The 23,378-nt window shown below is 63.9% G+C and carries 20 protein-coding genes and 3 pseudogenes; 18 read left to right on the top strand and 5 right to left on the bottom strand.

What is annotated here, in order from left to right; genetic code table 11:
• Window positions 1-46: 46 nt before the first annotated feature.
• Both CK228_RS11585 and CK228_RS11580 read right to left on the bottom strand, forming a co-directional pair.
• Window positions 47-1,206: pseudogene (locus CK228_RS11585) on the bottom strand (patatin-like phospholipase family protein).
• On the bottom strand, window positions 1,199-1,987 hold the full coding sequence (locus tag CK228_RS11580; RefSeq protein WP_095787942.1) for an acetoacetate decarboxylase: 789 nt from the start codon (window positions 1,985-1,987) through the stop codon (window positions 1,199-1,201). Before CK228_RS11580 ends, CK228_RS11585 begins: the two are co-directional and overlap by 8 nt.
• Before the next feature lie 245 nt (window positions 1,988-2,232).
• On the opposite strand from CK228_RS11580, the gene CK228_RS11575 reads away from it, so the two are divergent.
• The 13 genes and pseudogenes from CK228_RS11575 (at window position 2,233) to CK228_RS11515 (ending at window position 16,075) form a co-directional block, all read left to right on the top strand.
• The gene (locus tag CK228_RS11575; protein ID WP_095787941.1) at window positions 2,233-3,021 is read left to right on the top strand and encodes a 3-hydroxybutyrate dehydrogenase; all 789 of its coding nucleotides are present in this window, start codon (window positions 2,233-2,235) and stop codon (window positions 3,019-3,021) included.
• 70 nt (window positions 3,022-3,091) lie between these two features.
• Window positions 3,092-3,865, top strand: coding sequence for a phosphodiesterase (locus CK228_RS11570; RefSeq protein ID WP_095788046.1), 774 nt, complete (start codon window positions 3,092-3,094; stop codon window positions 3,863-3,865).
• Between the two features lie 219 nt (window positions 3,866-4,084).
• Window positions 4,085-5,413, top strand: coding sequence for an NAD(P)H-dependent oxidoreductase (locus CK228_RS11565; protein ID WP_095787940.1), 1,329 nt, complete (start codon window positions 4,085-4,087; stop codon window positions 5,411-5,413).
• A 2-nt stretch (window positions 5,414-5,415) separates the two neighbouring features.
• The gene (locus tag CK228_RS11560; RefSeq protein ID WP_095787939.1) at window positions 5,416-6,444 is read left to right on the top strand and encodes a thiamine pyrophosphate-dependent dehydrogenase E1 component subunit alpha; all 1,029 of its coding nucleotides are present in this window, start codon (window positions 5,416-5,418) and stop codon (window positions 6,442-6,444) included.
• Window positions 6,444-7,442: an alpha-ketoacid dehydrogenase subunit beta gene (locus CK228_RS11555; RefSeq protein ID WP_095787938.1), complete on the top strand. Its 999-nt coding sequence runs from the start codon at window positions 6,444-6,446 to the stop codon at window positions 7,440-7,442. The genes CK228_RS11560 and CK228_RS11555 overlap by 1 nt, the downstream gene beginning before the upstream one ends.
• Window positions 7,443-7,445: 3 nt before the next feature.
• Window positions 7,446-8,819 carry a pyruvate dehydrogenase complex dihydrolipoamide acetyltransferase gene (locus tag CK228_RS11550; protein WP_095787937.1) on the top strand — a complete coding sequence of 458 codons (1,374 nt, stop codon included), beginning with the start codon at window positions 7,446-7,448 and terminating at the stop codon, window positions 8,817-8,819.
• Window positions 8,820-9,029: 210 nt separating this feature from the next.
• Window positions 9,030-10,016, top strand: a complete 987-nt coding sequence (locus tag CK228_RS11545; RefSeq protein ID WP_095787936.1) for an ABC transporter substrate-binding protein — start codon at window positions 9,030-9,032, stop codon at window positions 10,014-10,016.
• Between the two features lie 59 nt (window positions 10,017-10,075).
• On the top strand, window positions 10,076-11,779 hold the full coding sequence (locus tag CK228_RS11540; protein WP_095787935.1) for an iron ABC transporter permease: 1,704 nt from the start codon (window positions 10,076-10,078) through the stop codon (window positions 11,777-11,779).
• Entirely contained in the window at window positions 11,767-12,843 is a 1,077-nt protein-coding gene (locus tag CK228_RS11535) for an ABC transporter ATP-binding protein (protein WP_095787934.1), read from the top strand. The genes CK228_RS11540 and CK228_RS11535 overlap by 13 nt, the downstream gene beginning before the upstream one ends.
• Window positions 12,843-13,062, top strand: a pseudogene (locus tag CK228_RS35230) (MBL fold metallo-hydrolase); the annotation flags it as partial. The gene CK228_RS11535 and the pseudogene CK228_RS35230, both read left to right, overlap by 1 nt.
• Window positions 13,057-13,425: pseudogene (locus CK228_RS35225) on the top strand (5'/3'-nucleotidase SurE); the annotation flags it as partial. The pseudogenes CK228_RS35230 and CK228_RS35225, both read left to right, overlap by 6 nt.
• Before the next feature lie 106 nt (window positions 13,426-13,531).
• A complete protein-coding gene (locus CK228_RS11525; RefSeq protein WP_095787933.1) occupies window positions 13,532-14,740 on the top strand; it encodes a DUF930 domain-containing protein in 1,209 nt (402 codons plus the stop codon).
• A 282-nt stretch (window positions 14,741-15,022) separates the two neighbouring features.
• On the top strand, window positions 15,023-16,075 hold the full coding sequence (locus tag CK228_RS11515) for a DUF930 domain-containing protein (RefSeq protein ID WP_095787932.1): 1,053 nt from the start codon (window positions 15,023-15,025) through the stop codon (window positions 16,073-16,075).
• 1 nt (window position 16,076) lies between these two features.
• On the opposite strand, the gene CK228_RS11510 is transcribed toward CK228_RS11515, so the two are convergent.
• Entirely contained in the window at window positions 16,077-16,751 is a 675-nt protein-coding gene (locus CK228_RS11510) for an HAD family phosphatase (protein WP_095787931.1), read from the bottom strand.
• 105 nt (window positions 16,752-16,856) lie between these two features.
• Window positions 16,857-17,498 (bottom strand): hypothetical protein, encoded by a 642-nt coding sequence (locus CK228_RS11505; RefSeq protein ID WP_095772359.1) that lies wholly within the window; start codon window positions 17,496-17,498, stop codon window positions 16,857-16,859.
• Between the two features lie 191 nt (window positions 17,499-17,689).
• Between CK228_RS11505 and CK228_RS11500 the strand changes: the two genes are divergently transcribed.
• From CK228_RS11500 to ptsP, 5 genes are read left to right on the top strand one after another with little or no spacing between them, the layout of a single operon-like run.
• On the top strand, window positions 17,690-18,127 hold the full coding sequence (locus CK228_RS11500) for a transcriptional regulator GutM (protein ID WP_095787930.1): 438 nt from the start codon (window positions 17,690-17,692) through the stop codon (window positions 18,125-18,127).
• Window positions 18,128-18,178: 51 nt separating this feature from the next.
• Entirely contained in the window at window positions 18,179-18,940 is a 762-nt protein-coding gene (locus CK228_RS11495; RefSeq protein WP_095787929.1) for a PTS glucitol/sorbitol transporter subunit IIC, read from the top strand.
• A gap of 16 nt (window positions 18,941-18,956) precedes the next feature.
• Window positions 18,957-19,961 carry a PTS glucitol/sorbitol transporter subunit IIB gene (locus CK228_RS11490; protein ID WP_010911816.1) on the top strand — a complete coding sequence of 335 codons (1,005 nt, stop codon included), beginning with the start codon at window positions 18,957-18,959 and terminating at the stop codon, window positions 19,959-19,961.
• A gap of 26 nt (window positions 19,962-19,987) precedes the next feature.
• Window positions 19,988-20,368, top strand: a complete 381-nt coding sequence (locus CK228_RS11485) for a PTS glucitol/sorbitol transporter subunit IIA (RefSeq protein WP_095787928.1) — start codon at window positions 19,988-19,990, stop codon at window positions 20,366-20,368.
• Window positions 20,369-20,424: 56 nt separating this feature from the next.
• A complete protein-coding gene (gene ptsP / locus CK228_RS11480; RefSeq protein WP_095787927.1) occupies window positions 20,425-22,407 on the top strand; it encodes a phosphoenolpyruvate--protein phosphotransferase in 1,983 nt (660 codons plus the stop codon).
• A 145-nt stretch (window positions 22,408-22,552) separates the two neighbouring features.
• On the opposite strand, the gene CK228_RS11475 is transcribed toward ptsP, so the two are convergent.
• Entirely contained in the window at window positions 22,553-23,347 is a 795-nt protein-coding gene (locus CK228_RS11475) for a hypothetical protein (RefSeq protein ID WP_095787926.1), read from the bottom strand.
• Window positions 23,348-23,378 lie beyond the last annotated feature (31 nt).

The following is a 23,378-nucleotide window of genomic DNA, read 5'->3' as shown; positions in this document are numbered from 1 at the left end:
GGCGAAGGATTCCGTAAGATTGCTCCGCTTGTCCTGGACGCAAATGTCAGGTCGGGTCTTCGCGGTGCAGATCGTGGATGGTGACGCCGTCGGCATTGGTCGGCAGTGTCAGCCATTTGCGATGGCGCAAGGTGCGTTGCGTGTCTTCCAGGCCCGTGTCCCAATGCTCGCGCATCGAGGTGCCGGAGAACTCGTAGTCCTTAGCGTGACCTTCATAGCCCTTGTGCTGGTAGATCAGGTGCACGATGTTGACCAGGCCGGCATCCGAATAGTCCGCGATCAGCGCTTCTTCCGCCGGCGTCAGCTGCTCCTTGGGCACGCGCTTCAGCGCCTCGAGCAGGCGCATCTTCAGGCCATGGATGCGCTTGAAATTGTCGGTGTTCTGGCGCGTGCGGCTGGAATACATGATGTCCTTGTGGCGCGACAGCACGTCCGGCATGCTGCGCGGCAGCACGCCGCGCGCGCTGAACAGGTCGACCTGGAACACCAGCGACGAACGGTCCTCTTCCTGGTCGAGCAGATATTGCAGCGGCGTGTTGGAGACGATGCCGCCGTCCCAATAGTACTCGCCTTCGATGCGGACCGACGGAAAGGCCGGCGGCAGCGCGCCGCTGGCCATGATGTGCTCGGGCCCGATGCGGACCTTGTCGGTATCGAAATAGACGAAGTTGCCGGTCCGCACATTGACCGCGCCGACGCTCAGCCGTTTCTTGCCGTCGTTGAGGATGTCGAAATCGATCAGGCTCTCCAGCGTGTCCTTCAGCTCGGCGGTGTCGTAGAAGCTGGTGGCGCCCTCGGCGCCGGGATGCTCGAACCAGGGGTTGGGATTGCGCGGCTTGAAGAAGCCGGGCTGGCCCATGGTCATGGTCATCCCGACGAGGTACGGTTGCGGATGTCGCGGTAGATGTCGCCTTCCGGCGTATAGGCCCAGATCTTGCGGCCCGAGATGGTCTGCCAGAACTGTTCGAGCCGCTGCAGGCGGCGGCTGGACTCGTTGCCGGCGATGATCGAGGCGTTGATGGCGCCGATCGACACGCCCGACAGCCAGCTCGGCTCGCAGCCGGCATCGGCCAGCGCCTGATAGACGCCGGCCTGGTAGGCGCCGAGCGCGCCGCCGCCCTGGAACACCAAAGCGATGCGGTCATATTGCGCCGAGATCTCCGCGATCGTGGCGGCGGCTTCCTTGTTTCGGTGGCGTTCAAGCACGAATTTTCTCCGGCTGGGTTGTGCTGGTTGCGAGCCGGCTGTGATCGGCAAGATAGTCGTGGACGACCTCGCCCAACCCAAGCGTCAAATCGGCCTTGAAGTGGACGGCGGAGACGATGTCGAGCACCGGCAGCTTCGCCACGTCGGCCATGACGTGGGGCCTGAGATCAAGCGCCGCCGGCGCCGTCCAGGCTTCCTTCAGCGTGATGTCGGTGAGGTAATAGCGCACCAGCTCGCAGATACGCGGGCCGCCGTCGACATGCGGGATGATCTTGATCAGGAAATTGGGCGCGGCGAGCGCGGCGAGCACGGAATCATGGTCGGCTTCCCGGTGTTTGTAGCCCATCGTGCCGGTGGCGCACAGAACGCTGCCATAATGCAGCGTGCCGACGATCACCTCGCCTTCATGGATGATCTTGGGATTGGCCAGTTTCTTCGGAAAGCCCCACAGCTCGCGGCCGCCGGCGATCGGCGCGTCGTCGTCGAGATACATCGAGTGGACGTAGCCGCCATGCTGGCCCTTGTACTTCACCGGAATGACCTGGCCGGTCTCGGTATAGTCGCCGAAGCCGGTGGAGTCGGGCATGCGGATGAATTCATACTTGACCAGCGGTTCGTCGATCTCCAGGGGCGCCGGCACGACGGCCTCCAGCGCCTCGCGTGTCGTGCGATAGGTGATGATGATGTATTCGCGGTCGAAGAACCGGTAGGGACCTGGCGGGAAGGACGGGTTGGTCAGCGGCATCGCATAGCCGCGCTTCACGACATCGGCGATTTCCAAGCTGCACCCCAAGGTTCTGTCGGATGAATTTCGTTCAGGAATGACCGCGCGAATGCGCAACCGATTATGTTGCACGGCACCATGACAGTGCCGTGTCAGCCAAACGACCGTGGTTTCGCGGCGGGGCGAGGCCATGCCGGTGCTGTCGTCTGGCTGTAATCGCACCGACACATGGCTCTGTCATTGTCATGTTGCGACGCACAATTATATGCTGTCATTCCCCTCCCACCTCTCGCGAGATCACCATGGGTTCCCTGTCTTCGAAGAATGCCCTCGTCACCGGCTCGACCAGCGGTATCGGCCTGGCCATTGCCCGCGCCTTCGCCGCCGAGGGCGCCAACGTCACAATCAATGGTCTTGGCGACCCCGCGGCCATCGAGCAGGAGCGCTCGGGCATCGAGAGGGATTTCGGCGTCAAGTGCCGCTACTCCGACGCCAACATGATGGATGGGGGGGCGGTAAGCGCCATGGTGCATGATGCCGAGGCGGCGTTCGGCAGTCTCGACATCCTAGTCAACAATGCCGGCATCCAGCATGTCGCGCCGATCGAGGAGTTTCCCGACGACAAATGGGAAGCCATCATCCGCATCAATCTTCTGGCGGCCTTCTATGCCATCAAGGCTGCGGTGCCGGGCATGAAGGCGCGCAAATGGGGCCGCATCATCAACACGGCTTCGGCGCACGCGCTGGTCGCCTCGCCGTTCAAATCGGCCTATGTGTCGGCCAAGCATGGCATTGCAGGGCTGACCAAGACGGTGGCGCTGGAAGTCGCGCAGGACGGCATCACAGTCAACGCCATCGCGCCCGGCTATGTCTGGACGCCACTGGTCGAAAAGCAGATCCCCGACACGATGAAGGCGCGCGGCATGACCGAGGAACAGGTCAAGCATGACGTGCTGCTCGCCGCACAGCCGACGAAAGAATTCGTCACCGTCGAGGAACTTGCCGCGCTGACGCTGTTCCTGTGCTCGGATGCCGCCAGGCAGATCACCGGCACGACCTTGCCAATGGACGGCGGCTGGACGGCACAGTAGAGGGGCAATCGAGCGTTGCGTGTTCTGGCCGGCGCCACGCGGCACCGGCGGGAAGGGTACGGACAGTTCCATGAAAATCATCCAGCTCTCCGACCCGCATCTGATGACGCCGGGTGGGCTGCTCTACGGTTCCGATCCGCTCGCAAGGCTGGAGGCCTGCCTGGCCGACATCGGCAAGAACCATGGCGATGCCGAACTGGTGGTGATCTCGGGCGACCTGACCAATGACGGCGAGCGTGCGGCCTATGCGGCGTTGCGGGACGGGCTGGCGCAATTTTCGCCGCCCTGCCGGCTGATGCTCGGCAACCATGACGACCGGACGCTCTTCCTCGAAATGTTCCCCGATGCCGCCGCCGAGCAGGGGTTTGTGCAGAGCGTGTTCGATGGCACAGAGGGCCGGCTGATCCTGCTCGACACGCTGGACAGCGGCCATATCGAGGGCAGGCTCTGCCCGGCGCGCCTCGACTGGCTCGACGAACGGCTGCAAGAGGCGGGCAACCGGCCGGTCTTCCTGTTCATGCATCACCCGCCGTTCCGGATACACATGCCGGTGCTCGATGAGGTCAGGCTTGCGGACGCCGATGCCTTCCATGACGTGCTGTCGCGCCACGGCAATGTCCGCCATATCTTCGCCGGCCATGTCCACCGGCAGATCGCCGGCAGCTGGCGAGGAATACCGGTCAGCACGCTGCGCAGCACCAACCACCAGACCGCGCTCGATTTTTCGCAGAGCTGGAGCCTGGGGCACGAGCCGCCCGCCTATGCCGTGATCTTGATCGATGCGGAGGGGGCGATCGTGCATTTTCACGATTTTCCCGTCGGCGCTGCTGACCGGGCTCTGTAAGGCCGTCCATCCCTGGATAGCGGTCCTGACGACACAGTCGCCATGGCCGGTGGACAAGTCCTGTGCCGCCGTCACGGCTGCGGGCTTTTACCCTTGTTCGCAGTCTGCGCAGCGACGTCAAAAAGCATTCGAATTTGGACATTAGTCTTGACAGAAATACAGATGTTCAATACCCGTCAAGCGAATGAACAAGCCTGCAATGTGGGAGGAATGAGCGGTATGGCTTCCAATATTTCGTTGACGGGCCTTGCCCGCGATCTCGATGAGCGCGGCAAATCGGGCAAGCCCATCCGCATCGGCCTGATCGGCTCCGGCGAGATGGGAACCGACATCGTCACCCGCGTCGCCCATATGTCCGGCATCGAGATCGGCGCGATCTCGGAACTGAACCTGCCGGCCGCCAGCAAGGCGGTGGACATCGCCTTCCAGGAAACCGGCCATGCGCGTGAAGTGTCGAACGCTTCGGCGATGACGGCTGCCATGGAGGCCGGCAAGGTGGCGGTCACCAATGACGCCAGCCTGGTCATCAACAATGATCTGATCGACGTGGTGATCGACGCGACCGGCGTTCCCGCCGTCGGCGCCGAGATCGGCCTGCGCGCCATGGAGCATGGCAAGCATCTGGTGATGATGAATGTCGAGGCCGACGTCACCATCGGCGCCTATCTGAAGAGCGAGGCCGACCGGCTGGGCGTCACCTATTCGCTGGGCGCCGGCGACGAGCCGTCCTCCTGCATGGAGCTGATCGAATTCGTCTCGGCCATGGGCCATCCCATCGTCGCGGCCGGCAAGGGCAAGAACAATCCGCTCAACATCGACGCCACGCCGCCCGCCTATGAGGAAGAGGCCAGGCGCCGGCACATGAATGTGCGCATGCTGGTCGAATTCGTCGACGGCTCGAAGACCATGGTCGAGATGGCGGCGATCGCCAATGCCACCGGGCTGGTGCCCGACAAGGCCGGCATGCACGGCCCCGCCGCGACACTCGGCGAGCTCTCGAAAGTACTGGTGCCTGAAAAGGATGGCGGCGTGCTGTCCAGGGTCGGCGTCGTCGACTACTCGATCGGCAAGGGCGTGGCGCCCGGCGTCTTCGTCGTCGCCGACATGTCGCATCCGCGCATTTCGGAGCGCATGGAAGACCTGAAGATGGGCAAGGGCCCGTATTTCACCTTCCACCGCCCCTATCACCTGACCTCGCTCGAAGTGCCGCTGACCTGCGCCCGCGTCGTGCTTTACGGCAAAGCCGACATGGTGCCGCTGGCCAGGCCCGTGGCCGAAGTCGCCGCCGTGGCCAAGAAAGACATGCAGCCCGGCGAGAAGCTCGATGCGATCGGCGAATATTGCTACCGCGCCTGGATCATGACGGCGCCGGAAGCGCATGCCGCCAGGGCCATTCCCTGCGGGCTGCTGCAGGGCGGCTCGGTCACCGCGCCGATCAAGAAGGGCGAGCTTATCACCTATGCCAATGCCGCCCCGGCCCCGGGCTCCAAGATCGCCGAACTGCGCGCCCGCCAGGACAAGCTCGTCTACGGAACCGTGGGAGCCTGATCATGGCCGGAGCCAGCAAAGCCGTCGCGGACAGTCGCGCCAACCTGCCTTTCGTCTATCGCCAGTACAGCGCCGAGCAGCTCAAGCAGGTGCTCTACAAGATGTACCTCATCCGCCGCTTCGAAGAGGGCGCGGAGGAGAGCTACATGCGCGGCCTGATCCACGGCACCATGCACCTGTCGATCGGCCAGGAAGCCAGCGCCATGGGCATCTGCATGCCGCTTGGCGAGGATGACCAGATCACCTCGACGCATCGCGGCCATGGCCACTGCATCGCCAAGGGCGCCGAGGTCAAGCGCATGTTCGCCGAGTTCTTCGGCAAGACCACCGGCTACTGCAAGGGCCGCGGCGGTTCGATGCACATCGCCGATGTCGCCAAGGGCAATCTCGGCGCCAACGGCATCGTCGGCGGCGGCATTCCGATCGCCGTCGGGGCGGCACTCTCCTCCAAGATGATGAAGACCGGCAAGGTCGTCGTCTCCTTCTTCGGCGACGGCGCCAACAATGAAGGCGCCTTCCACGAGGCGCTCAACATGGCGGCGGTCTGGAAGCTGCCGGTCATCTTCGTCTGCGAAAACAATGGCTACGGCATGTCGACTTCGACCGCCCGTTCCACCGCGGTCAAGAACATCGCCGACCGCGCCGCCGCCTATTCGATGCCCGGCGTCATCGTCAACGGCAACATTTTCTCGGAGGTCGCCGAGGCCTCGTATAAGGCCGTCGAGCGCGCCCGCGCCGGCGAGGGGCCGACGCTGATCGAGTCCAAGACCTACCGCCATCGCGGCCATTCCAAGAGCGACCGCAACCGCTACCGCACCAAGGAAGAGATCGAGGACTGGATGTCGAACCGCGACCCGATCACGCTGTTCGAGAACGAACTGCGCGACTTCGGCTTTATCGACGACAAGGGCATCGAAGCCATTCGCAGTGAGGTGGCGCAGGAGATCGCGGACGGCATCGAGTTCGCCAAGGCGAGCCCGTCGCCTGACGTCAGCGAGACCGGAAATTACGTGTATACGGAGCAGGCGTGATGGACGCGATGGTGCGTGAACTGAGCTACGCCCAGGCGATCCAGGAAGCCATGGCGATCGCCATGGACATGGACGAGCGCGTCTTCCTGATGGGCGAGGATATCGGCGTCTATGGCGGCGCCTTCCAAGTGACCGGCGATCTGGTCGAGCGCTATGGCACCGAGCGGGTGATCGACACGCCGATCTCGGAACTGGGCGGCGCGGGCGTTGCGGTGGGTGCGGCGCTCACCGGCATGCGGCCGATCTTCGAGTTCCAGTTTTCCGATTTCGCCACGCTCGCCATGGAGCAGATCGTCAACCAGGCGGCCAAGATGCGCTTCATGCTGGGCGGCGAGGTTTCGGTTCCCGTGGTGATGCGCTTTCCCGCGGGCTCGGGCACAGGGGCGGCCGCTCAGCACAGCCAGAGCCTGGAAGCCTGGCTCGGCCATGTGCCAGGGCTGAAGGTCATCCAGCCGGCGACGCCCTATGATGCCAAGGGCATGCTCCTGGCCGCCGTCGCCGATCCCGATCCGGTGATGATCTTCGAGCACAAGCTGCTCTACAAGATGAAGGGCCCGGTTCCCGAGGGCTATTACACGGTGCCGATCGGCAAGGCCGACATCCGCCGCGAAGGCCGCGACCTCACCATCGTCGCCACCTCGATCATGGTGCAGAAGGCGCTCGACGCCGCCGCCACGCTGGAAGCCGAAGGCATCGACGTCGAAGTCGTCGACCTCCGCACCATCCGGCCGATGGACAAGCAGACCGTCATCGACAGCGTCAAGAAGACGTCGCGGCTGATGTGCGTCTACGAAGCGGTCAAGACGCTGGGCATCGGCGCCGAGGTCAGCGCGATGATCGCCGAGAGCGAGGCGTTCGACTATCTCGATGCGCCGATCGGGCGGCTGGGTGGCGCCGAGACGCCGATCCCCTACAATCCGGAGCTCGAAAAAGCCACGGTGCCACAGGTTCCCGACATCATCAGCGCCGCGCGCGACCTCGTCAAAGGGGTTCGCTGAGACATGCCGACCGAAGTCATTCTTCCCAAGGTCGACATGGACATGGCGACCGGACAGATCTCGCGCTGGTTCGCCGAGGAAGGCGCGCGCGTCAAGAAGGGCGATGTGCTGTTCGAGATCGAGACCGACAAGGCGGCGATGGAGATCGATGCGCCGGCCAGCGGCGTGCTGCGCGACGTCACCGGCAAGGAAGGCGTCGACATTCCGGTCGGCGCGCCGGTTGCGTGGATTTATGCCGACGACGAGGCTTATGGGGCTGATGTCACTGCGGCAAAGCAGGACAAAGGGCCAATCTCCCTACCCGTGGAGGAGATGTCGGCGAAGCCGACAGAAGGGGCCCCGCCAACGTCGCATTCGGTCACGCCCCCCTCTGCCCTGCCGGGCATTTCCCCCACAAGGGGGAAGATTGGCCAATCGCCGTCGGGCGCACGCGCGACACCGCTTGCCCGACGTCTGGCTCGTGAGGCAGGACTTGCTCTTGCCAGCATCATCGGCAGCGGCCCATACGGCCGCGTGGTCAAGGCGGACATTGACGCGGCGATTGCCAAGGGTGGCTTTAAGGAGGCTTCGGCGGTGATTCCTGAGGCTCCCGCCGCTGCTACCGCAGCAGTCCCGTCAGCAAAGCCGATGTCGGACGACCAGGTGCTGAAGTTGTTCGAGCAAGGCTCCTACGAACTCGTCCCGCACGACAACATGCGCAAGACCATTGCGCGTCGCCTGGTCGAGGCCAAGTCCACCATCCCGCATTTTTATCTCACGCTCGACTGCGAACTCGATGCGTTGCTGGCATTGCGCACGCAGATCAATGCCGCGGCCCCGATGAAGAAGACGGAGAAGGGCGAGGTGCCCGCCTACAAGCTGTCGGTCAACGACATGGTCATCAAGGCGATGGCGATGGCGCTGAAGGCGGTGCCGGATGCCAATGCCTCATGGACCGAAAGCGCCATGGTCAAGCACAAGCATGCCGATGTCGGCGTTGCCGTGTCGATCCCCGGCGGCCTGATCACGCCGATCATTCGGCATGCGGATGAAAAGACGCTGTCCACCATCTCCAACGAGATGAAGGACCTGGCCAGCCGCGCCCGCAGCCGCAAGCTGAAGCCGGAAGAGTATCAGGGCGGCACGACGGCCGTCTCCAATCTCGGCATGTTCGGCATCAAGGATTTTGCCGCCGTCATCAACCCGCCGCATGCGACGATCCTGGCGGTCGGTGCCGGCGAGGAGCGGGCGGTGGTCAAGAATGGCGAGATCAAAATCGCCACCGTGATGTCGGTGACCTTGTCGACCGACCATCGCGCGGTTGACGGGGCGCTCGGCGCGGAACTGCTCGTCGCCTTCAAGCGGCTGATCGAGAACCCGATGGGCATGCTGGTCTAGAAGCCTGTCAAAGCAGCCCTGAGGCTCGTGGGACGCCGGTTCCGCGGGCCCGTATCGTCATGCCGTGAGAGCATTCAGCGCCAGGCTGTTGCCTGATCTGTTTGCGCATGCGTAGTGTCATCCACCAGTCATATGCGCCGTGCAGGGAGGAAGAGACGGGGAGCCGGCCAGGGGCCGGACCGGTCATGCACAGACAAGACAGGAGGTCTCATGAAGACGCTACTCATCAAGCTGCTGGCCAGCCAGCTGGCGCTCGCGGCAACTTTGTTTGCCGGCGTGGCAAACGCCGAAACACTGACGCTCTACACATCGCAGCCGGAAGCCGACGCGGCCAAGACCGTGGACGCCTTCAAGAAGGCGCAGCCCGGCATCGACGTGACCATCTATCGTTCCGGGACCAGCGACATCCTCACCAAGATGGCGGCCGAGTTCGCCGCCGGCAACCCGCAGCCCGACGTGCTTTTGATCGCCGACGCGGTCTCGATGGAGCTGTTGAAGAAGGACGACCGGCTGCTGCCTTATCCCGAAGCCAAGCTCGATGGCATCGAAGCCGATGCCTATGACGCCGACAAGACCTATTTCGGCAGCAAGCTGATCACCACCGGCATCGTCTACAACACTGCGGCTGCCGAAAAGCCGCAGCATTGGGCCGATCTCGCCAAACCCGCCTATGCCGATGGCCTGGTCATGCCGAGCCCGCTCTATTCGGGTGCGGCCGCCTATCTGCTTTCCGGCTTTGCCGGCGATAGCAACTATGGCTGGGACTTCTTCCAGAAGCTTAAGACCAACAACACCGTCAGTGTGCGCGGCAACGGTGCCGTGCTGAAGTCGGTGGCATCAGGCGAGAAGCCCTATGGCATCCTCGTCGACTTCATGGCGATGAACGCCAAGAAGAAGGGCTCGCCGGTCGAGTTCGTGTTCCCGAGCGAAGGCGTGCCGGCGGTGACCGAACCGGTCGCCATCATGAAGACCGCGAGGAATGTCGACGGCGCCAAGAAGTTCGTCGATTTCATTCTGTCGGATGAAGGCCAGAAGCTGGCGCTGTCCATGGGCTATCTGCCGGCGCGTGCCTCGGTCGGCCGTCCCGAATGGCTGCCGGACGGCGTCAAGGTCAAGGTGATGCCGTTCGACACCAAGGCGATCGTCGCCAAGACCGACGCCGACAAGGCGAAGTTCCAGGAACTGTTCGGCGGCTGAGCCGGCAATCGGGGCGGGATGTCGTTTCGGCGGCATCCCGGATCTCAGGAAACACAACCATGCCAACACGCATCAGGGAAAGCCGGGGCCAGGAAATGGCCCTGACGGCGGCGGTAGCCGTCGTCATCGTGCTGCTTTCGCTGCTGCCCATGCTGCGCCTGGTCAGGGAGATCGTGGCACCTGGCGGCACGCTGTCGACCGTGGCCATTGCGGCCGGGCTGAGAAGCCCGGCGACCTGGATCGCGACATGGCATACGCTGGTCGTCGGCATCGGCGGCACCTTGCTTGCGGTGCTGTCGGGAACGCTGGTGGCGGTGCTGGTCTCGTTGACCGACATACGCGGCCGCAGCGCACTGGTGCTGTGCTACGTCATGCCGCTGATGATCGCGCCGCAGGTGACGGCGCTGGCCTGGCTGCAGCTGTTCGGCCCGGCAAGCCCATTCCTCAAGCTGTTCGGAGCCGCGCCGCCGCTCGGCACGAAAAACCCGCTTTACTCGACGTCAGGCATCATCCTGCTGTTGGGCGTCCAATATGGCCCGCTGGTGTTCCTGCTGGTGCGTGCCGGCCTGCGCAAGCTGCCGCGCGAACTGGTGGAGGCGGCACGCGCCGGTGGCGCCGACTGGTTCACGGTGCTGGTCACCATCGTGCTGCCGCTGATGACGCCGTCGATCATGGCGGCGGCGGCATTGGCCTTCGTGTCCTGCGTCGGCAATTTCGGCATTCCGGCTTTCCTCGGCATTCCCGCCAACTACCTGGTGCTGCCGACCCTTATCTATCAGAAGCTGGCCGGCGGTGGTCCGGGCATGCTCGGCGAGACCGCGTTCCTATCGGTGCTGATCGGCGTCATCGCCATGGCCGGGATTCTCGCCCAGGAGCTGATGAGCCGCCGCCGCGACTACCGCATCTCTTCGACATCGCTGCCGGCCGAACCCTCCGAACTCGGCCGCTGGCGGGCTATTGTCCAGGCCGGCCTGTGGCTGCTGATCGTGCTGGTGCTGTTCCTGCCGTTGTTCGGGCTGGTGCTGACCTCGCTGGTGCCGGGCTATGGCATCGCGCTCACGGCCAAGACGGCGACGCTCGACAATTACCGTTTCGTGCTGTTCGAGCATGATGCGGCCAACCGCGCCTTCTTCAACAGTTTCTGGCTGTCTGTTGCCGCCGCCTTCTTCGCGGTCATCGTCGCCGTGCCGGTCGCCTATCTCATCGCCTGGGGCAAGCAGCGCTGGGTGCGGCTGCTCAATCTGGCGGTCGAACTGCCCTATGCCTTGCCCGGCGTGGTGCTGGCGATCGCCTCGCTGCTGCTCTTCCTCAGGCCGATCCCACTGACCGGCATCCAACTCTACAACACGGTCTGGATCATCCTCTACGCCTACCTCGCCCGCTTCCTGGTGCTGGCGCTGCGGCCGACCATCAGCGGCTATCACCAGATCGACCGGGCGCTGGAGGAGGCCGCGCAGGTGGCGGGCGCCGGCCTGTTCACGCGCATGCGCACCATCATCTTTCCACTGGTCGCGCCGGCGGCGATCGCCGGTGGTCTGCTGATCTTCATGACGGCGCTCAGCGAACTCACCGTCTCGGCGCTGCTGTGGTCGTCAGGCTCGGAGACGATCGGCGTGGTGATGTTTTCCTTCGAACAGGGCGGCGATTCCAACTATGCGGCGGCGATGTCGGTCATCACGGTCGCGGTCACCTTCGTGCTGATGCTGGTGACCAATCTGCTTGCCCCTTACCTTCCCAGCGGAGTGTTGCCATGGCGCGACTGAGCCTGGACCATGTGACCAAGAGCTTCGCCAACTTCGACGCCGTGAAGGACGTCTCGATCGACGTTGCCGACGGCGAGTTCCTCGCCGTGCTCGGACCTTCCGGCTGCGGCAAGACGACGTTGCTCAGGCTCGTCGCCGGATTCGAGAAAGTGAGCTCGGGCGAAATCCGCATCGGCAGCGATGTCGTGTCGAGCAGCGTCGGCAGCGTCGCGCCGGAAAAGCGGCGCGTCGGCATCGTCTTCCAGAACTATGCGCTGTGGCCGCACATGACGGTGGCCGAGAATATCGGCTATTCGCTGAAGGTGGCGAAGCTCGACAAGACCGTCGCGCGCCAGAAGGTCGAGGACGCGCTGGCTCTGGTCAATTTGCAGGGACTGGGCGAGCGCAGGCCGGCCAATCTTTCCGGCGGTCAGCGCCAGCGCGTGGCGCTGGCGCGCTGTCTTGTCGCCGCACCGTCGCTGGTGCTGTTCGACGAGCCGCTCGCCAATCTCGACGTGCATCTGAGAGCCTCGATGGAAGACGAGTTCGCCGCTTTTCACAAGCGCACAGGCACGACCATCGTCTACATCACCCACGATCAGGCCGAGGCGATGGCGCTGGCCGATCGCATCGCCGTGATGGATCATGGCCGCCTGGCACAGCTGGCGACGCCGCGCGAGCTCTATCATGAGCCGGCAAATGAGATGGTGGCGTCTTTCATCTCGCAAGGCATCCTGCTGCCGGCGGATGTCCTGACGGGCGAAGACGGCGGCCATTGCAAGGTCAGGGTCCTGGGAACCGAGCTGGTGGTCCGCTGCCGCCCCGGCGAACGGCCGCGTGCGGGAGCCAAGATCTGCTGCCGGTCGGCCGATCTCGACGTCTCGCCGGATGGGCCAGGCTTTGATGGTTTCGTCAAACGGGTGATCTACCAGGGTGGCGGTGCGCGCATCGAATTCGCGCCCGCCGCGGGGCCTGACCTCACCTTGCATTTCGAGCAGCCAGACCCGGTTGCGCTCGGGAGCGGAGCCCAGGCAAGGCTGCGCATAAGATCCGGCTGGCTGATCCCGGCGGGGACCGGTTCGTGATGATGCTGGACCTGCTTGGCGGCTTCGGGGAAAAGGGCCGCACCAGCCTTGCCGTCGGCAGCGGCGGCGACCGCATCCTGCTCGATATAGGCATCAAGGTCGGCGCCTCCGGCGCGGAATATTATCCGGCGCTCGACGGTCCGGTCGACGACATAGACGCTCTTCGTCTCGCACGCCCACGAGGATCATGTCGGTGCGCTGAGCTGGCTGTTGTCGCGCGTGAAGAATCCTGAGTTCACCGACGGCGACGACCCATGGCTTGGCGCGCGGATCGCGTCATTGTGGCAATCGCGCGCCAACTGGGCGACAGAAGGCCATTGGTTGAGCGTGAACCTGCCGACCGCGCTGCCGGCGGAAATCCGGCAGCCGCGCATCGGCCGTGACAAGATCGGCCGCACGGCCGAGATCGTGGAAAGCGAAGGCGATCGTACCGTCATCACGGTGCCGCGCGGGCGCGCTCACGCCAGTGAGCCGGGCGACGAGAACGAGGCGATCGATACCGGCTTCGTCAGCGTCAACAGGCTGAACTGGTTTGGCGAAACGCGGCTGGACGAACGGTTTGTGGGCGGGATTCTGGACTGATCTTCGTATGTCCGACCGTCCCGATCACCAAGCTGTCAGCGGCTAAACCGCGCCAATCCGATGCCTGTGCTTGAAGCCGCCGCTATTTCATTCCACATCGGGCGCAATGAACGGCAAGATACGAGAGTGGTTTCGCAATTGGCGATGGGCCATGGCCGCATCGCTGATCCTGCATGCCTTGATCGCAGCGTTCTTGTTCTTTGGCGTGCCGAGATCCGAGCAGCAGCCGGAACAGCAGGAACAGCCCGTCAATGTCGCGATTGTGCCGCCGCCCGAGAAGCCTAAGCCGAAACCTGCTCCAAAGCCACCGGAGCCGAAACCCGAAAACAAGGCTGAAAAGCCGCCTGAACAAAAGCCGCCTCCGGAGCCCCCGAAACCGCCAGACGACCATGTTCTGAAGCGCGTTTTCCAGTACGGCCAGAAAGATACGGGGCCGGAGAAATCGCTCGACGGAAGCAGCGCCAAACCCAACACGCCGTCACCGGACAAGGATGAGGCGGCGAAGCCGCCTATAACACCGACACCCGCGCCGACCCAGCCCGCCCCGGCTGCAACGCCGCAGCAGAAGGCAGAGCCTGGCGAGAAGCCGGCTACCGCCGCGCCGGACGAAAAGCCCGCGCAAGGCGAGGAAAAGCAGGAGGCCGCCTCGCCGGACGCCAATCCCGCGCAAAACGAGGAGAAGCAGGCGACCGAGGACGCTGACAAACAGCAGCCGGACAAACATGGCGTCGCACCGCAGCCCGCCGAAAAGCAAGCGGTTGTGACACCAAAGCCATTGGCGGCCGAGACTGGTAGCAAGCCAGCGCCTCCAGCCTCAACCGGAAAGGCAAAGCCCAAACCGGCCAAGACGTTGACGTTCAAACCCGCAAGGGCCTTCAAAGCGCCGATCGGGAATGCTGGAAGGTCAAATCCCGCCAACGACGATGTTGCAGGATCGCCAATCTATTCCGGCCTTCCGGGTGTCAGAAAGCTTTACTCGCAGGGAGCAACCGGCAATGCCTTCGCCACAAGCTCCATGGAGAATGTGCCGCGCGGTCAGCGCGTGGCCACCCTTTGCGGCAATGTTCTGAGCCAGGAACTGCAAAGCGCCGACTATTCGGTCAAATGGGTGCCAACCATTACGCTGGACAAAGGCAATGTTCTCAACCCTAGCCAAGCGGCCTTCAGCACCAGAAACACCTGGTACAATCTAAATTTCCGATGTGAAGTCGATCCCGATGCGACGAGGGTCCTATCCTTCAACTTTCGTGTGGGGTCATTGGTCCCGCCTGGCGAATGGGCTAGCCGTGGATTCACCAAGTATCCGCTGAATTAGGCCGGCACGCCGAGCCCGGACAATTGCCGGCTAATTCTTGCCAGTCCGCGCAGACGAAATCGGCACCGGCCGCCGTCAGCCGCGCGGTGTGCCCGGCACAGGTGTGCCCGCCGCCGGTATAGCCGATCGCCGTCATGCCGGCGGCGGCGCATTGAGCCGCCCGGGCGCCTTGGCCGGGCCGCCCTGGGTGTGGTGATGCAAATCGACAAGCTGTCGTGGCCATATGCGCAAATCCGGTGCTTATGCTTGAAGCCGCCGCTATTTCATTCCACATCGGTCAGGATGAAGGACGAGGCACGAGAACGGCGCCGGTATCTGTTGTGGGGCATTCCCGCATCGCTGATCCTGCACGTGCTTGCTGCGGCGCTCCTTGTGTATGGCCTGCCCGTGCCTCTCCAACCGCCGCGCGAGGAGCAGCCAGTCAATGTCGCGATCGTGCCTCCGCCCGATCAGCCAAAGCCGAAACCTGTTCCGCCTGCGCCAAAGCCACCGGAACCGAAGGTTGAAAAGCCGCCTGAGCAGAAAATTGAAAAACAACTTCCGTCCGAGAAGCCGCCGCCAGGCGAGGTCCTGAGGCCTGTCTTTCAGTTCGGCGACAAGGATACCGGCCCGAGGAAATCGCTGGACGGGACCAGCGCCCAAGACAGCTCGCCGTCGCCGGCCAAGGATGACGATCCGAAGCCGCCTGTCGGGCCGAAGCCTGCAGACAGCCAACCTGTCACGCCGGCAGACGCCGAGCGGCAGGCAGCTTCAAGCGCGGAGATGGATAAACAACAGGCAGCTAAACAGGAGCCGGACAAGCAGGCGGCGCTCGACGACGCCAAGCAACAGGGCGGGGCACCAGCGCCTTTGGCTGCCGATAGCGGCGGCGAGATCGAGCTTCCCACATCAGCCGAAGCACCAAAGCCCAAACCCGCAAATGCGCCCAAGCCCAGCCCCTCAAGCGTCTCGAAGTCTGCATCTCGCAACGATTCGGGCCTTCCGGGTGTTCGCAGGCTCTACTCGCAGGGCGCCACCGGCGATGCGCTGGCCACGACCTCGATGGGCGGGGTGCCTCGCGGTCAGCGTGTGGCCAAACTCTGCGCCAGCGCGTTGCAGCAGGAGTTGCTGGATGCTTCCTATTTTCCCAAATGGGTACCATCTCTTCCGCTGAAGGTGGGCAATATTCTAGACGCCCCGGATGTCGCTTTCAGCACGACAACCACATGGTACCATCTGGGCTTTCGGTGCGAGGTCGACACCGATGCGACGAGGGTCCTGTCCTTCAACTTCCGCGTGGGGGTACCAATCCCGCCCAGCGACTGGGGCGGTCTTAGATTACCCAGCCCCTACTAGATCAGGCCGGCACGCCGAGCCCGGACAATTGCCGGCTAATTTCTTGCCAGTCCGCGCAGACGAAATCGGCACCGGCCGCCTTCAAGCGTGCGGCGTGCTCGGCATAGGTGTGGCCGCCGCCGGTGTAGCCGATCGCCGTCATGCCGGCGGCAACCGCGCCCTGGATGCCGAAGGGCGAATCCTCGATGACGATGCAGTCGGCCGGATCTGCGCCCATCCTGGCGGCGCCGAACAGGAAGATGTCGGGCGCCGGCTTGCCGTTCTTGACCATTGAGGAGCTGTAGATCGCCTCGCCGAAGAACGGCGCCAGCCCGGTGACGGCGAGGCTGTGGTTGATGCGCTCGACGGAGGACGACGAGGCAACGCAGCGTTCGCCCTCGAGCGTCTCCAGAAACGCCGCGATCCCCGGGGTCGGCTTCAATTCCTCGGTGAACAGGATCTTGGTCTCCGCCCAGATGTCGCCGTCGGCGGCAGCGGGAAACTGATGGCCGGTCAATTCCCTGATCCTGGCGATGATGTCGGACTGCTTCATGCCGACGCATTGGGCGATGATGCCGCCATGGACGCCCGGCATGCCGTGCTTTTCATAGACGCGTTCGTAGGCCCTGGCGGCCAGCGGCTCGCTGTCGACGAGAACACCGTCGCAATCGAAGATGATAGGCCTTGGTCGCGCCACGCGCTTGTCTCCTCACGTCAAATTTCGCACATCGCTATCGGCAAAAAGTCAAATGTTCAATAGTGCGATGTCTTCAGCGCGTTTTGGGGCTGCAACGGCGGGCAGTCAAAGCTGGCGCAGCGCATCGCTTGCGCGGCCGGATCCGAGCGCCCGTTGCATGGCTTGCCGGGATTGTGCGCGGTCGGGCGTGATCCAGTTCGGCTCCGCACCGAGGAAGCGGTCGAGGAACGCCACCGCATAGGCCGGCATCTCGGTCACATTCTCGCGATAGGACCACCAGGTGCGCAGATCGTCGGCGCATTTGTCGATGCTGGGCGCGTTGCCGAACTCCTGCTCATAGATCGCCGAAATCACGGAGACGCAGTAGTTGGTGTAGAGGAAGCCTTCCGGCCAGAAGCGGATGATGTCCAGCGTGCCGGCATTCTGATCCGTTTCAATGAGTTGCGCGAGGCCGGAGATCTCCCTGGCCGGCGCCTGTTTGATCAGCTCGCGCAGCACGAGGCCGGCGGCAAAGACGATGAAATCGGCGCGGTCGATCGCGGCGAAGCGCTTCTGCGCTTCCATGATCTCGACCCAGTCGAGAAAGGCCCGCGTCAGCTTCGCCTCGTCGATCTCGAAACGCACGCCGAACGTCTCCGAGACCACCTTGGCGCTGCCGCGGAAAGTGGCGCGAAACCAGCGCAGCTGCCGCAGCCGGTGGCGCAGGTCGGGCATAAGGGCCAGTTCATCCCTGAAGGGCAGTTCCATTTGATGCATCCCGTTTGACGACAGGCTAGCACAGCCATGCCGCCGCCGAAATCGGCAGACGGCTCTGTGGATGGCGTAGCGGAGACTAATATCTTACATATTGACATTCGCGGAAACAAATGTTCTCACTTTGATGTTGTCGCGTGCCGGTCCAAGGTGCGGTTCAACGGAGGCTTCGGGAGGAGAACCGAATGGCGATTTGGCAGTGGGGACTGCTTCTGCTGGTTATTGTGTGGGCGCTGCAGTCGCTCGGCGTCTGGCTGCAGATGCGGCACTATTCGGATGTCTTCCGGGGCGTCACCGACCAGTACAAGGACGGCTTCGTCGGAGCCGGCAATTTTCGCGGCCGGCTGGCCAAGGGCACCATCGCGCTCGTCGTGGTGACGCCCGACCTGATCGTGCGCCGCCTGATGGTGATGAGCGGCCGGTCCGTCTTCACCAAGTTCAAAAGACATGAAGAATTCGAGGGTGTTCCCCTCGATCGACTCCGGTCCAACCCTGCGATCATGGGGGAGGGGGAACCCGGTGTGGCCGAGGCCGTGAAACGGGCGATCGAACAGATCGACAAAACACGGTCGGAGCCGGGGAAGAAGCCGGGCCTGGCCGGCTTGAACGTAGCAAGGGCTTAGAGGACGCCGCGCACCGACTGGGATAACCGGCGGGCGGCATAAGGAGGAGAAATGTCTGTATTTTCGTTGTTGGCGCAGCATGCCGACATGGCCGTGCACAATCTGCATGTCGCAGGTACCATGGTCTCGCATGCCGCATTGCATGGCAAGCTCGCCGTCGAGCATGCTTCCGACCATCTCGTTGTCCTGGCACAAGCGGACAGCGGACCCATAACCGTCGATCAGTTCAAGGAAAAACTGAAGGAAGTCCAGCAGGAAGAGCAGCTCGGCTGGCTGACCGCCATCGGCAAGTACTTCATCGGCATCTTCCAGAAGGGCGGCGAAGTGTTCGCCGGCTTCGTCACCGGCATCATTCCGACGTTGGTGGTGCTGATGACCGCCTTCTACGCCGTCACCGAACTGGTCGGCGAAGAGCGCGTGCATGGCCTGGCGCGCGGCGCCGGCAGGATTGCCTTGACCCGCTATACGCTGCTGCCGCTGCTGGCGGTGTTCTTCCTCACCAACCCGATGGCCTACACGTTCGGATCGTTCCTGGAGGAAAAGCACAAGCCGGCCTTCTATGACGCGGCCGTGTCCTACGTGCATCCGCCGCTTGGCCTGTTCCCGCACATCAATCCGGGCGAATATTTCGTCTGGGGCGGCATTCTCGTGGCTCTGCTCGAGCTTGAGAAGAAGGGCGTTGTCGTCGCCGGTTACCACGTCAAGGTGGCGATCTGGTACGCCATTGTCGGCCTCGTCGTCATCCTGCTCAAGGGCATGCTCACCGAGCGCATCACCACCATCATGGCACGCCGCCAGGGCGTCGAGCTGTAAGGGCGGGGAGGACATCATGGACAGGACATTCAAAGCCGTAAAGATCTCCCGGGGCAACACAGGCTGGGGCGGCCCGCTCGTCATCGAGCCGACCGCGCAGCGCGACAAGGTCGTCTCCGTCACCGGCGGCGGCATCCATCCCGTCGCCCAACTCATCGCCGACATGACCGGCGCCACGGCGGTCGACGGCTTCAAGGCGCCGCCGATCGAAGGTGAGATGGCAGTGGTCGTCGTCGATTGCGGCGGCACCGCACGCTGCGGCGTCTATCCGCGCAAGCGCATCCCGACCGTCAATCTGACGCCGGTCGGCCAGGCTGGGCCGCTCGCCCAGTTCATCACCGAGGACATCTACGTTTCGGGCGTGAAGCCGGCCAACGTCACAATGGCGGACGGATCCGAGGCGGTCACCACTGCGGGGGGAGCAGCATCGATGAGTTCAGGCAATAACACAGCAGCGGCGGCGCCACAGCCGCTGCCGAGCGAAGGCGGTCTGATCGGCCTGATCAGCTCGATCGGACGCGTCATGGGCCGGGTGGTCGGCATCTTCTTCAATGCCGGCCGCCGCACGATCGACCAGGTGGTGCGCAACGTGCTGCCGTTCATGGCCTTCGTGACCATGCTCATCGGCCTGATCCTCTACACCGGCATCGGTGACGTGCTCGCCCAGCCGATGGGACCGCTGGCCAACAACATCGTCGGCCTGCTGATCATCTCGGCCATTTGCGGCCTGCCGTTCCTGTCTCCCATCCTCGGGCCGGGCGCCGTCATCGCGCAGGTCATCGGCGTGGCCATCATCGGCCCGCAGATCGCCAACGGCACGATTTCGCCGGCGATGGCTCTGCCGGCGCTGTTTGCCTACAATACCCAGGTGGGCTGCGACTTCGTCCCCGTCGGGCTGGCGCTCGGTGAAGCCAAGCCGAAGACGATTGAAATCGGTGTGCCTGCGGTGCTCATCAGCCGCCAGATCATGGGTCCCGTATCCGTGCTGATCGCATGGGTCGTCAGCCTGATCGTATTCTAAAGACATAAGAGAATGAGGTTCGCCACATGACGGTTCTGCTGAGAACACGGGTCACTTCCATCGGGCCCGAAGTGGCGGATCTTGCCGAAGGGGGCGTGGTCATCCTGTTTGCGGATGGCTCGCCGCCGGAGCTTGCCGAGGTTTCGGTGCTCCACAAGACGGAGGTCGGACCGAGCGACGGTGCGCCGCAAAAGGGCGCTTCGATCACCCTTGGTCCGGTTTCCGCGGTCATAACCGCCGTCGGCTCCAGCGCGTGGAGCAAGGTGCTCGAGATGGGCCACGTCGTCATCTCGTTCAACGGCGCCACCGAGGCCGAGAGGCCGGGCGAGATCTGCGCATCGCAGGTCGATGCCCAGGCGCTCGTGTCCGCACTGAAAACGGACGCGATCATCACCATCGCCGCCTGAAGCATTCGCGCCGCGACCCATCTGGTTTTGGCGCTTAAAAAAGCAGAGTATTTGCCATGGAACGCTCGACCATCGTCAGAGTGCATGAAGGTTTGCACGCCCGTCCCGCCACGCGGTTCGTCAAGCTCGCCAAGGGCTTCGAATCCGATGTCGAGCTGGTCAAGGACGGCAAGGCGGTCAGCGCCAAGAGCTCCGTCAAGCTGATGCTGCTGGCGGTCAAGGAAAACCAGGAAGTTACCGTGCGGGCGAACGGCGCCGACGCCATCGAGGCGATCGAAGCGCTGATCGGCTATCTCGAGAATCCCAAGGCGGGTCTCGACGACGAAGCCGAGCCGCAGCGCCCGGCCAATGATGCCGGCCAGGCGGCATCCTTGTCAGCACCCCAATCCGTGCCGGCTGCAACAGGCCAAGCGAACGGCCTGCGCGGGGTCGCGGCAAGCGAGGGCGTCGCCATCGGGCCGGCCTTCGCGCATTTCCCGCCCGAGATCGCCGGACAGGGCCGCATGCTGCAGGCGGAAGAGATCGCCGGCGAGATTGACAGGTTCCGTGCCGCCGTCGCCGCCGTCCAGGCGCGCATGGACCGGACCTTGGCGAACGACAGCCTGTCTGCCGCAGACCGCGGCATCGTCGCGGCACTCAGGGATATCGCCGCCGACGACAGCCTGACCGGCGAGGCCGAAAAGGCGATCAGGGGCGGCAACGACGCGGTGTCTGCCGTCATCACCGCAGCCTCCACGATCGCCGCCGATTTCAGCGCGGTCGACGATCACTACCTCAATGCGCGGGCCGACGATGTCCACGCCGTCGGACGGCAGATCTGCCTGGTGTTGCTGGGCCAGGACGACGTCAGCCTCGAACGCATTCCCGAAGGCGCCATTCTGATCGCCGACGACATCGGCGCCTGGGATCTGGCGCGGGCGCCGCTGAAGCGCATTGGCGGGGTTATTTGCGGCCATGGCGGCGCCACCTCGCACATCGCCATCATCGCGCGCTCGCACGGCATTCCGGCGGTGCTGGGCCTTGGCGACCAGGTCAATGCCTTGCGCACCGCGCGCGACGTGGCGCTCGACGGCAACACCGGCCACGTGATCATCGACCCGGACGCGGCGACGCGCGCAGACTATGCCGGCCGCGTCGAAGCGGCGGCGAAGGAACGCGCCGGCCTGACCGCCTTCAAGACAGTGACGCCGAAACGCCCCGACGGCAAGGTGATCGAGGTTGCGGCCAATATCGGCTCGCTCGAGGAGATCGAGGCGGCGCAGGAGGCGGGCGCCATGGGCGTCGGCCTGTTCCGCACCGAACTCCTGTTCATGCGTCATATGCATCTTCCGTCGGAGGACATGCAGGCCGAGACCTATGCAGCGCTGGCCAAGGCCTTCGCGCCCTATCCGGTCATCGTGCGCACGCTCGACATCGGCGGCGACAAGCCGATCGCCGGCATCGAGTTTCCCGACGAGGAGAACCCCTTTCTCGGCTGGCGCGGCATCCGCATGTGTCTTGACCGGCCCGATATCTTCAAGCGCCAGCTTAGGGCGCTGCTGCGGGCCGCCGTGCACGGCAACATCAAGGTGATGCTGCCGATGGTGTCCGATATTTCCGAAGTCACGCGCACCCGCGCACTGGTCGATGAATGCGCCGCCGAACTCAAGGCCGAAGGCGTGCCTTATGCGACATTCGATCTCGGCGTGATGATCGAAACCCCGGCGGCCGTGCTGATCGCGCCGGCGCTGGCCAGGGAAGTGGCCTTCTTCTCGATCGGCACCAATGACCTGACCCAATACATCATGGCCGCCGACCGGCTCAACCCGACGGTCGCCAGGCTCAACGACGTCACCAATCCGGCGGTCATGTCGGCGATCGAGCTGACGGCCAAAGCCGGCGTCGCCGCCGGCATCATGGTGGGCATGTGTGGTGAGGCGGCCGGACGCCCGGATCTGATCGCGGCCTTCATCGAAATGGGTCTGACCGAGCTTTCGATGAGCCCGGCCTCCATCCAGCGCGCCAAGAAGACGATCACGGCCATGGCGGCCGGGGATTAGCCATTCCAGGAAAAGTGTGAGCGGTTTTCCCGGGAAAGCGCGTAGCGCTTTCCCTTGGGAATTGCGTCAAAACAAAGAGTTAGAGCGGTTCGCCGTTTCCATGAAACAGTGAGACGCTCTGGATTTCCGGAACCGCTGCTGGAGCTTACGGCAAATGCGCAAGCAAGGTGGCGAAGACTGGCGTCAGTTCATCGACCGGGCTTGCCTTGGCGCAGGCCTGTACGATGCGATCGTGACGGATATCGGCAGCCAGGATCGCGATCTCCAGCATGTCGGGTTCAGGCGCGCCGTCACGGCCGGTTGTCGCCAAGCCGCAGGCCAGAACCACAGGCGCCAGGCAGCTTATGTCGAGCGCGCGCTCCCCGGCGATTCCCGGCGCGGCTTCGCCAAAGTGCACCGGACGCTGGCTGAGCAACTCGACCAGCAACGCCGCACAAGTGGCCGCGATTGCCTGCAGCCCGGAGCCCGGCGCGGTCAACGCGGACAGGAAATCACCATGGCGCTTGCGCATCGTGGCATGCGCGGCGGCGAAATCGGCTTCGTGGATGCGGGCGTTGTCGATCTTCAACTCGGCGAGCACCGCCTTCGTCAAATAGTACATGTCGCGCCGGAACAGGCGCTCGGCGCTCAACTGCCGCTCTTCGTTTCCGGCCGGAAAATAGGTGCCGAGGCCTTTCACGGTCGTGCCGTCCACCTTGATCGGGCGCTCGTGCGGGACAAAGGATTCGGCGATCGACAGCGCCTCGTCGACGGCGCTTGCGGCATGGCTGAGCAGGCCTTCGATGCCTTTGCCCGGAAACGGCGGCAGATGGCTGGTCGCTTCGTGCAGCACGCTGGCGTCACCGGTGCCGTCATGGCGGCTTTGCCGGATGATGTCGCGGACCTCCCGCAACCGGTCCTTCAAATTGACGCGGACGTCTTCGGAGATTTGTCGGAGCATCGCGGTCTGCCTCGAAAGTGCCTTGCAGGAC

Origin of the sequence: Mesorhizobium sp. WSM4312 (assembly GCF_002294875.1) — a bacterium.
GTDB lineage: Bacteria > Pseudomonadota > Alphaproteobacteria > Rhizobiales > Rhizobiaceae > Mesorhizobium.
The sequence above is the reverse complement of the archived record's forward strand: the minus strand, read 5'-3'. Positions and strand labels throughout refer to the sequence as shown.

Excerpts from the sequence above, each read along its gene's own strand:
- CK228_RS11575 (WP_095787941.1), top strand. The coding sequence starts at position 2,233 with ATGGGTTCCCTGTCTTCGAAGAATGCCCTCGTCACCGGCTCGACCAGC.
- CK228_RS11570 (WP_095788046.1), top strand. The coding sequence starts at position 3,092 with ATGAAAATCATCCAGCTCTCCGACCCGCATCTGATGACGCCGGGTGGG.
- CK228_RS11565 (WP_095787940.1), top strand. The coding sequence starts at position 4,085 with ATGGCTTCCAATATTTCGTTGACGGGCCTTGCCCGCGATCTCGATGAG.
- CK228_RS11560 (WP_095787939.1), top strand. The coding sequence starts at position 5,416 with ATGGCCGGAGCCAGCAAAGCCGTCGCGGACAGTCGCGCCAACCTGCCT.
- CK228_RS11555 (WP_095787938.1), top strand. The coding sequence starts at position 6,444 with ATGGACGCGATGGTGCGTGAACTGAGCTACGCCCAGGCGATCCAGGAA.
- CK228_RS11550 (WP_095787937.1), top strand. The coding sequence starts at position 7,446 with ATGCCGACCGAAGTCATTCTTCCCAAGGTCGACATGGACATGGCGACC.
- CK228_RS11545 (WP_095787936.1), top strand. The coding sequence starts at position 9,030 with ATGAAGACGCTACTCATCAAGCTGCTGGCCAGCCAGCTGGCGCTCGCG.
- CK228_RS11540 (WP_095787935.1), top strand. The coding sequence starts at position 10,076 with ATGCCAACACGCATCAGGGAAAGCCGGGGCCAGGAAATGGCCCTGACG.
- CK228_RS11535 (WP_095787934.1), top strand. The coding sequence starts at position 11,767 with ATGGCGCGACTGAGCCTGGACCATGTGACCAAGAGCTTCGCCAACTTC.
- CK228_RS11525 (WP_095787933.1), top strand. The coding sequence starts at position 13,532 with ATGAACGGCAAGATACGAGAGTGGTTTCGCAATTGGCGATGGGCCATG.
- CK228_RS11515 (WP_095787932.1), top strand. The coding sequence starts at position 15,023 with ATGAAGGACGAGGCACGAGAACGGCGCCGGTATCTGTTGTGGGGCATT.
- CK228_RS11505 (WP_095772359.1), bottom strand. The coding sequence starts at position 17,498 with ATGGAACTGCCCTTCAGGGATGAACTGGCCCTTATGCCCGACCTGCGC.
- CK228_RS11500 (WP_095787930.1), top strand. The coding sequence starts at position 17,690 with ATGGCGATTTGGCAGTGGGGACTGCTTCTGCTGGTTATTGTGTGGGCG.
- CK228_RS11495 (WP_095787929.1), top strand. The coding sequence starts at position 18,179 with ATGTCTGTATTTTCGTTGTTGGCGCAGCATGCCGACATGGCCGTGCAC.
- CK228_RS11490 (WP_010911816.1), top strand. The coding sequence starts at position 18,957 with ATGGACAGGACATTCAAAGCCGTAAAGATCTCCCGGGGCAACACAGGC.
- CK228_RS11485 (WP_095787928.1), top strand. The coding sequence starts at position 19,988 with ATGACGGTTCTGCTGAGAACACGGGTCACTTCCATCGGGCCCGAAGTG.
- ptsP (WP_095787927.1), top strand. The coding sequence starts at position 20,425 with ATGGAACGCTCGACCATCGTCAGAGTGCATGAAGGTTTGCACGCCCGT.
- CK228_RS11475 (WP_095787926.1), bottom strand. The coding sequence starts at position 23,347 with ATGCTCCGACAAATCTCCGAAGACGTCCGCGTCAATTTGAAGGACCGG.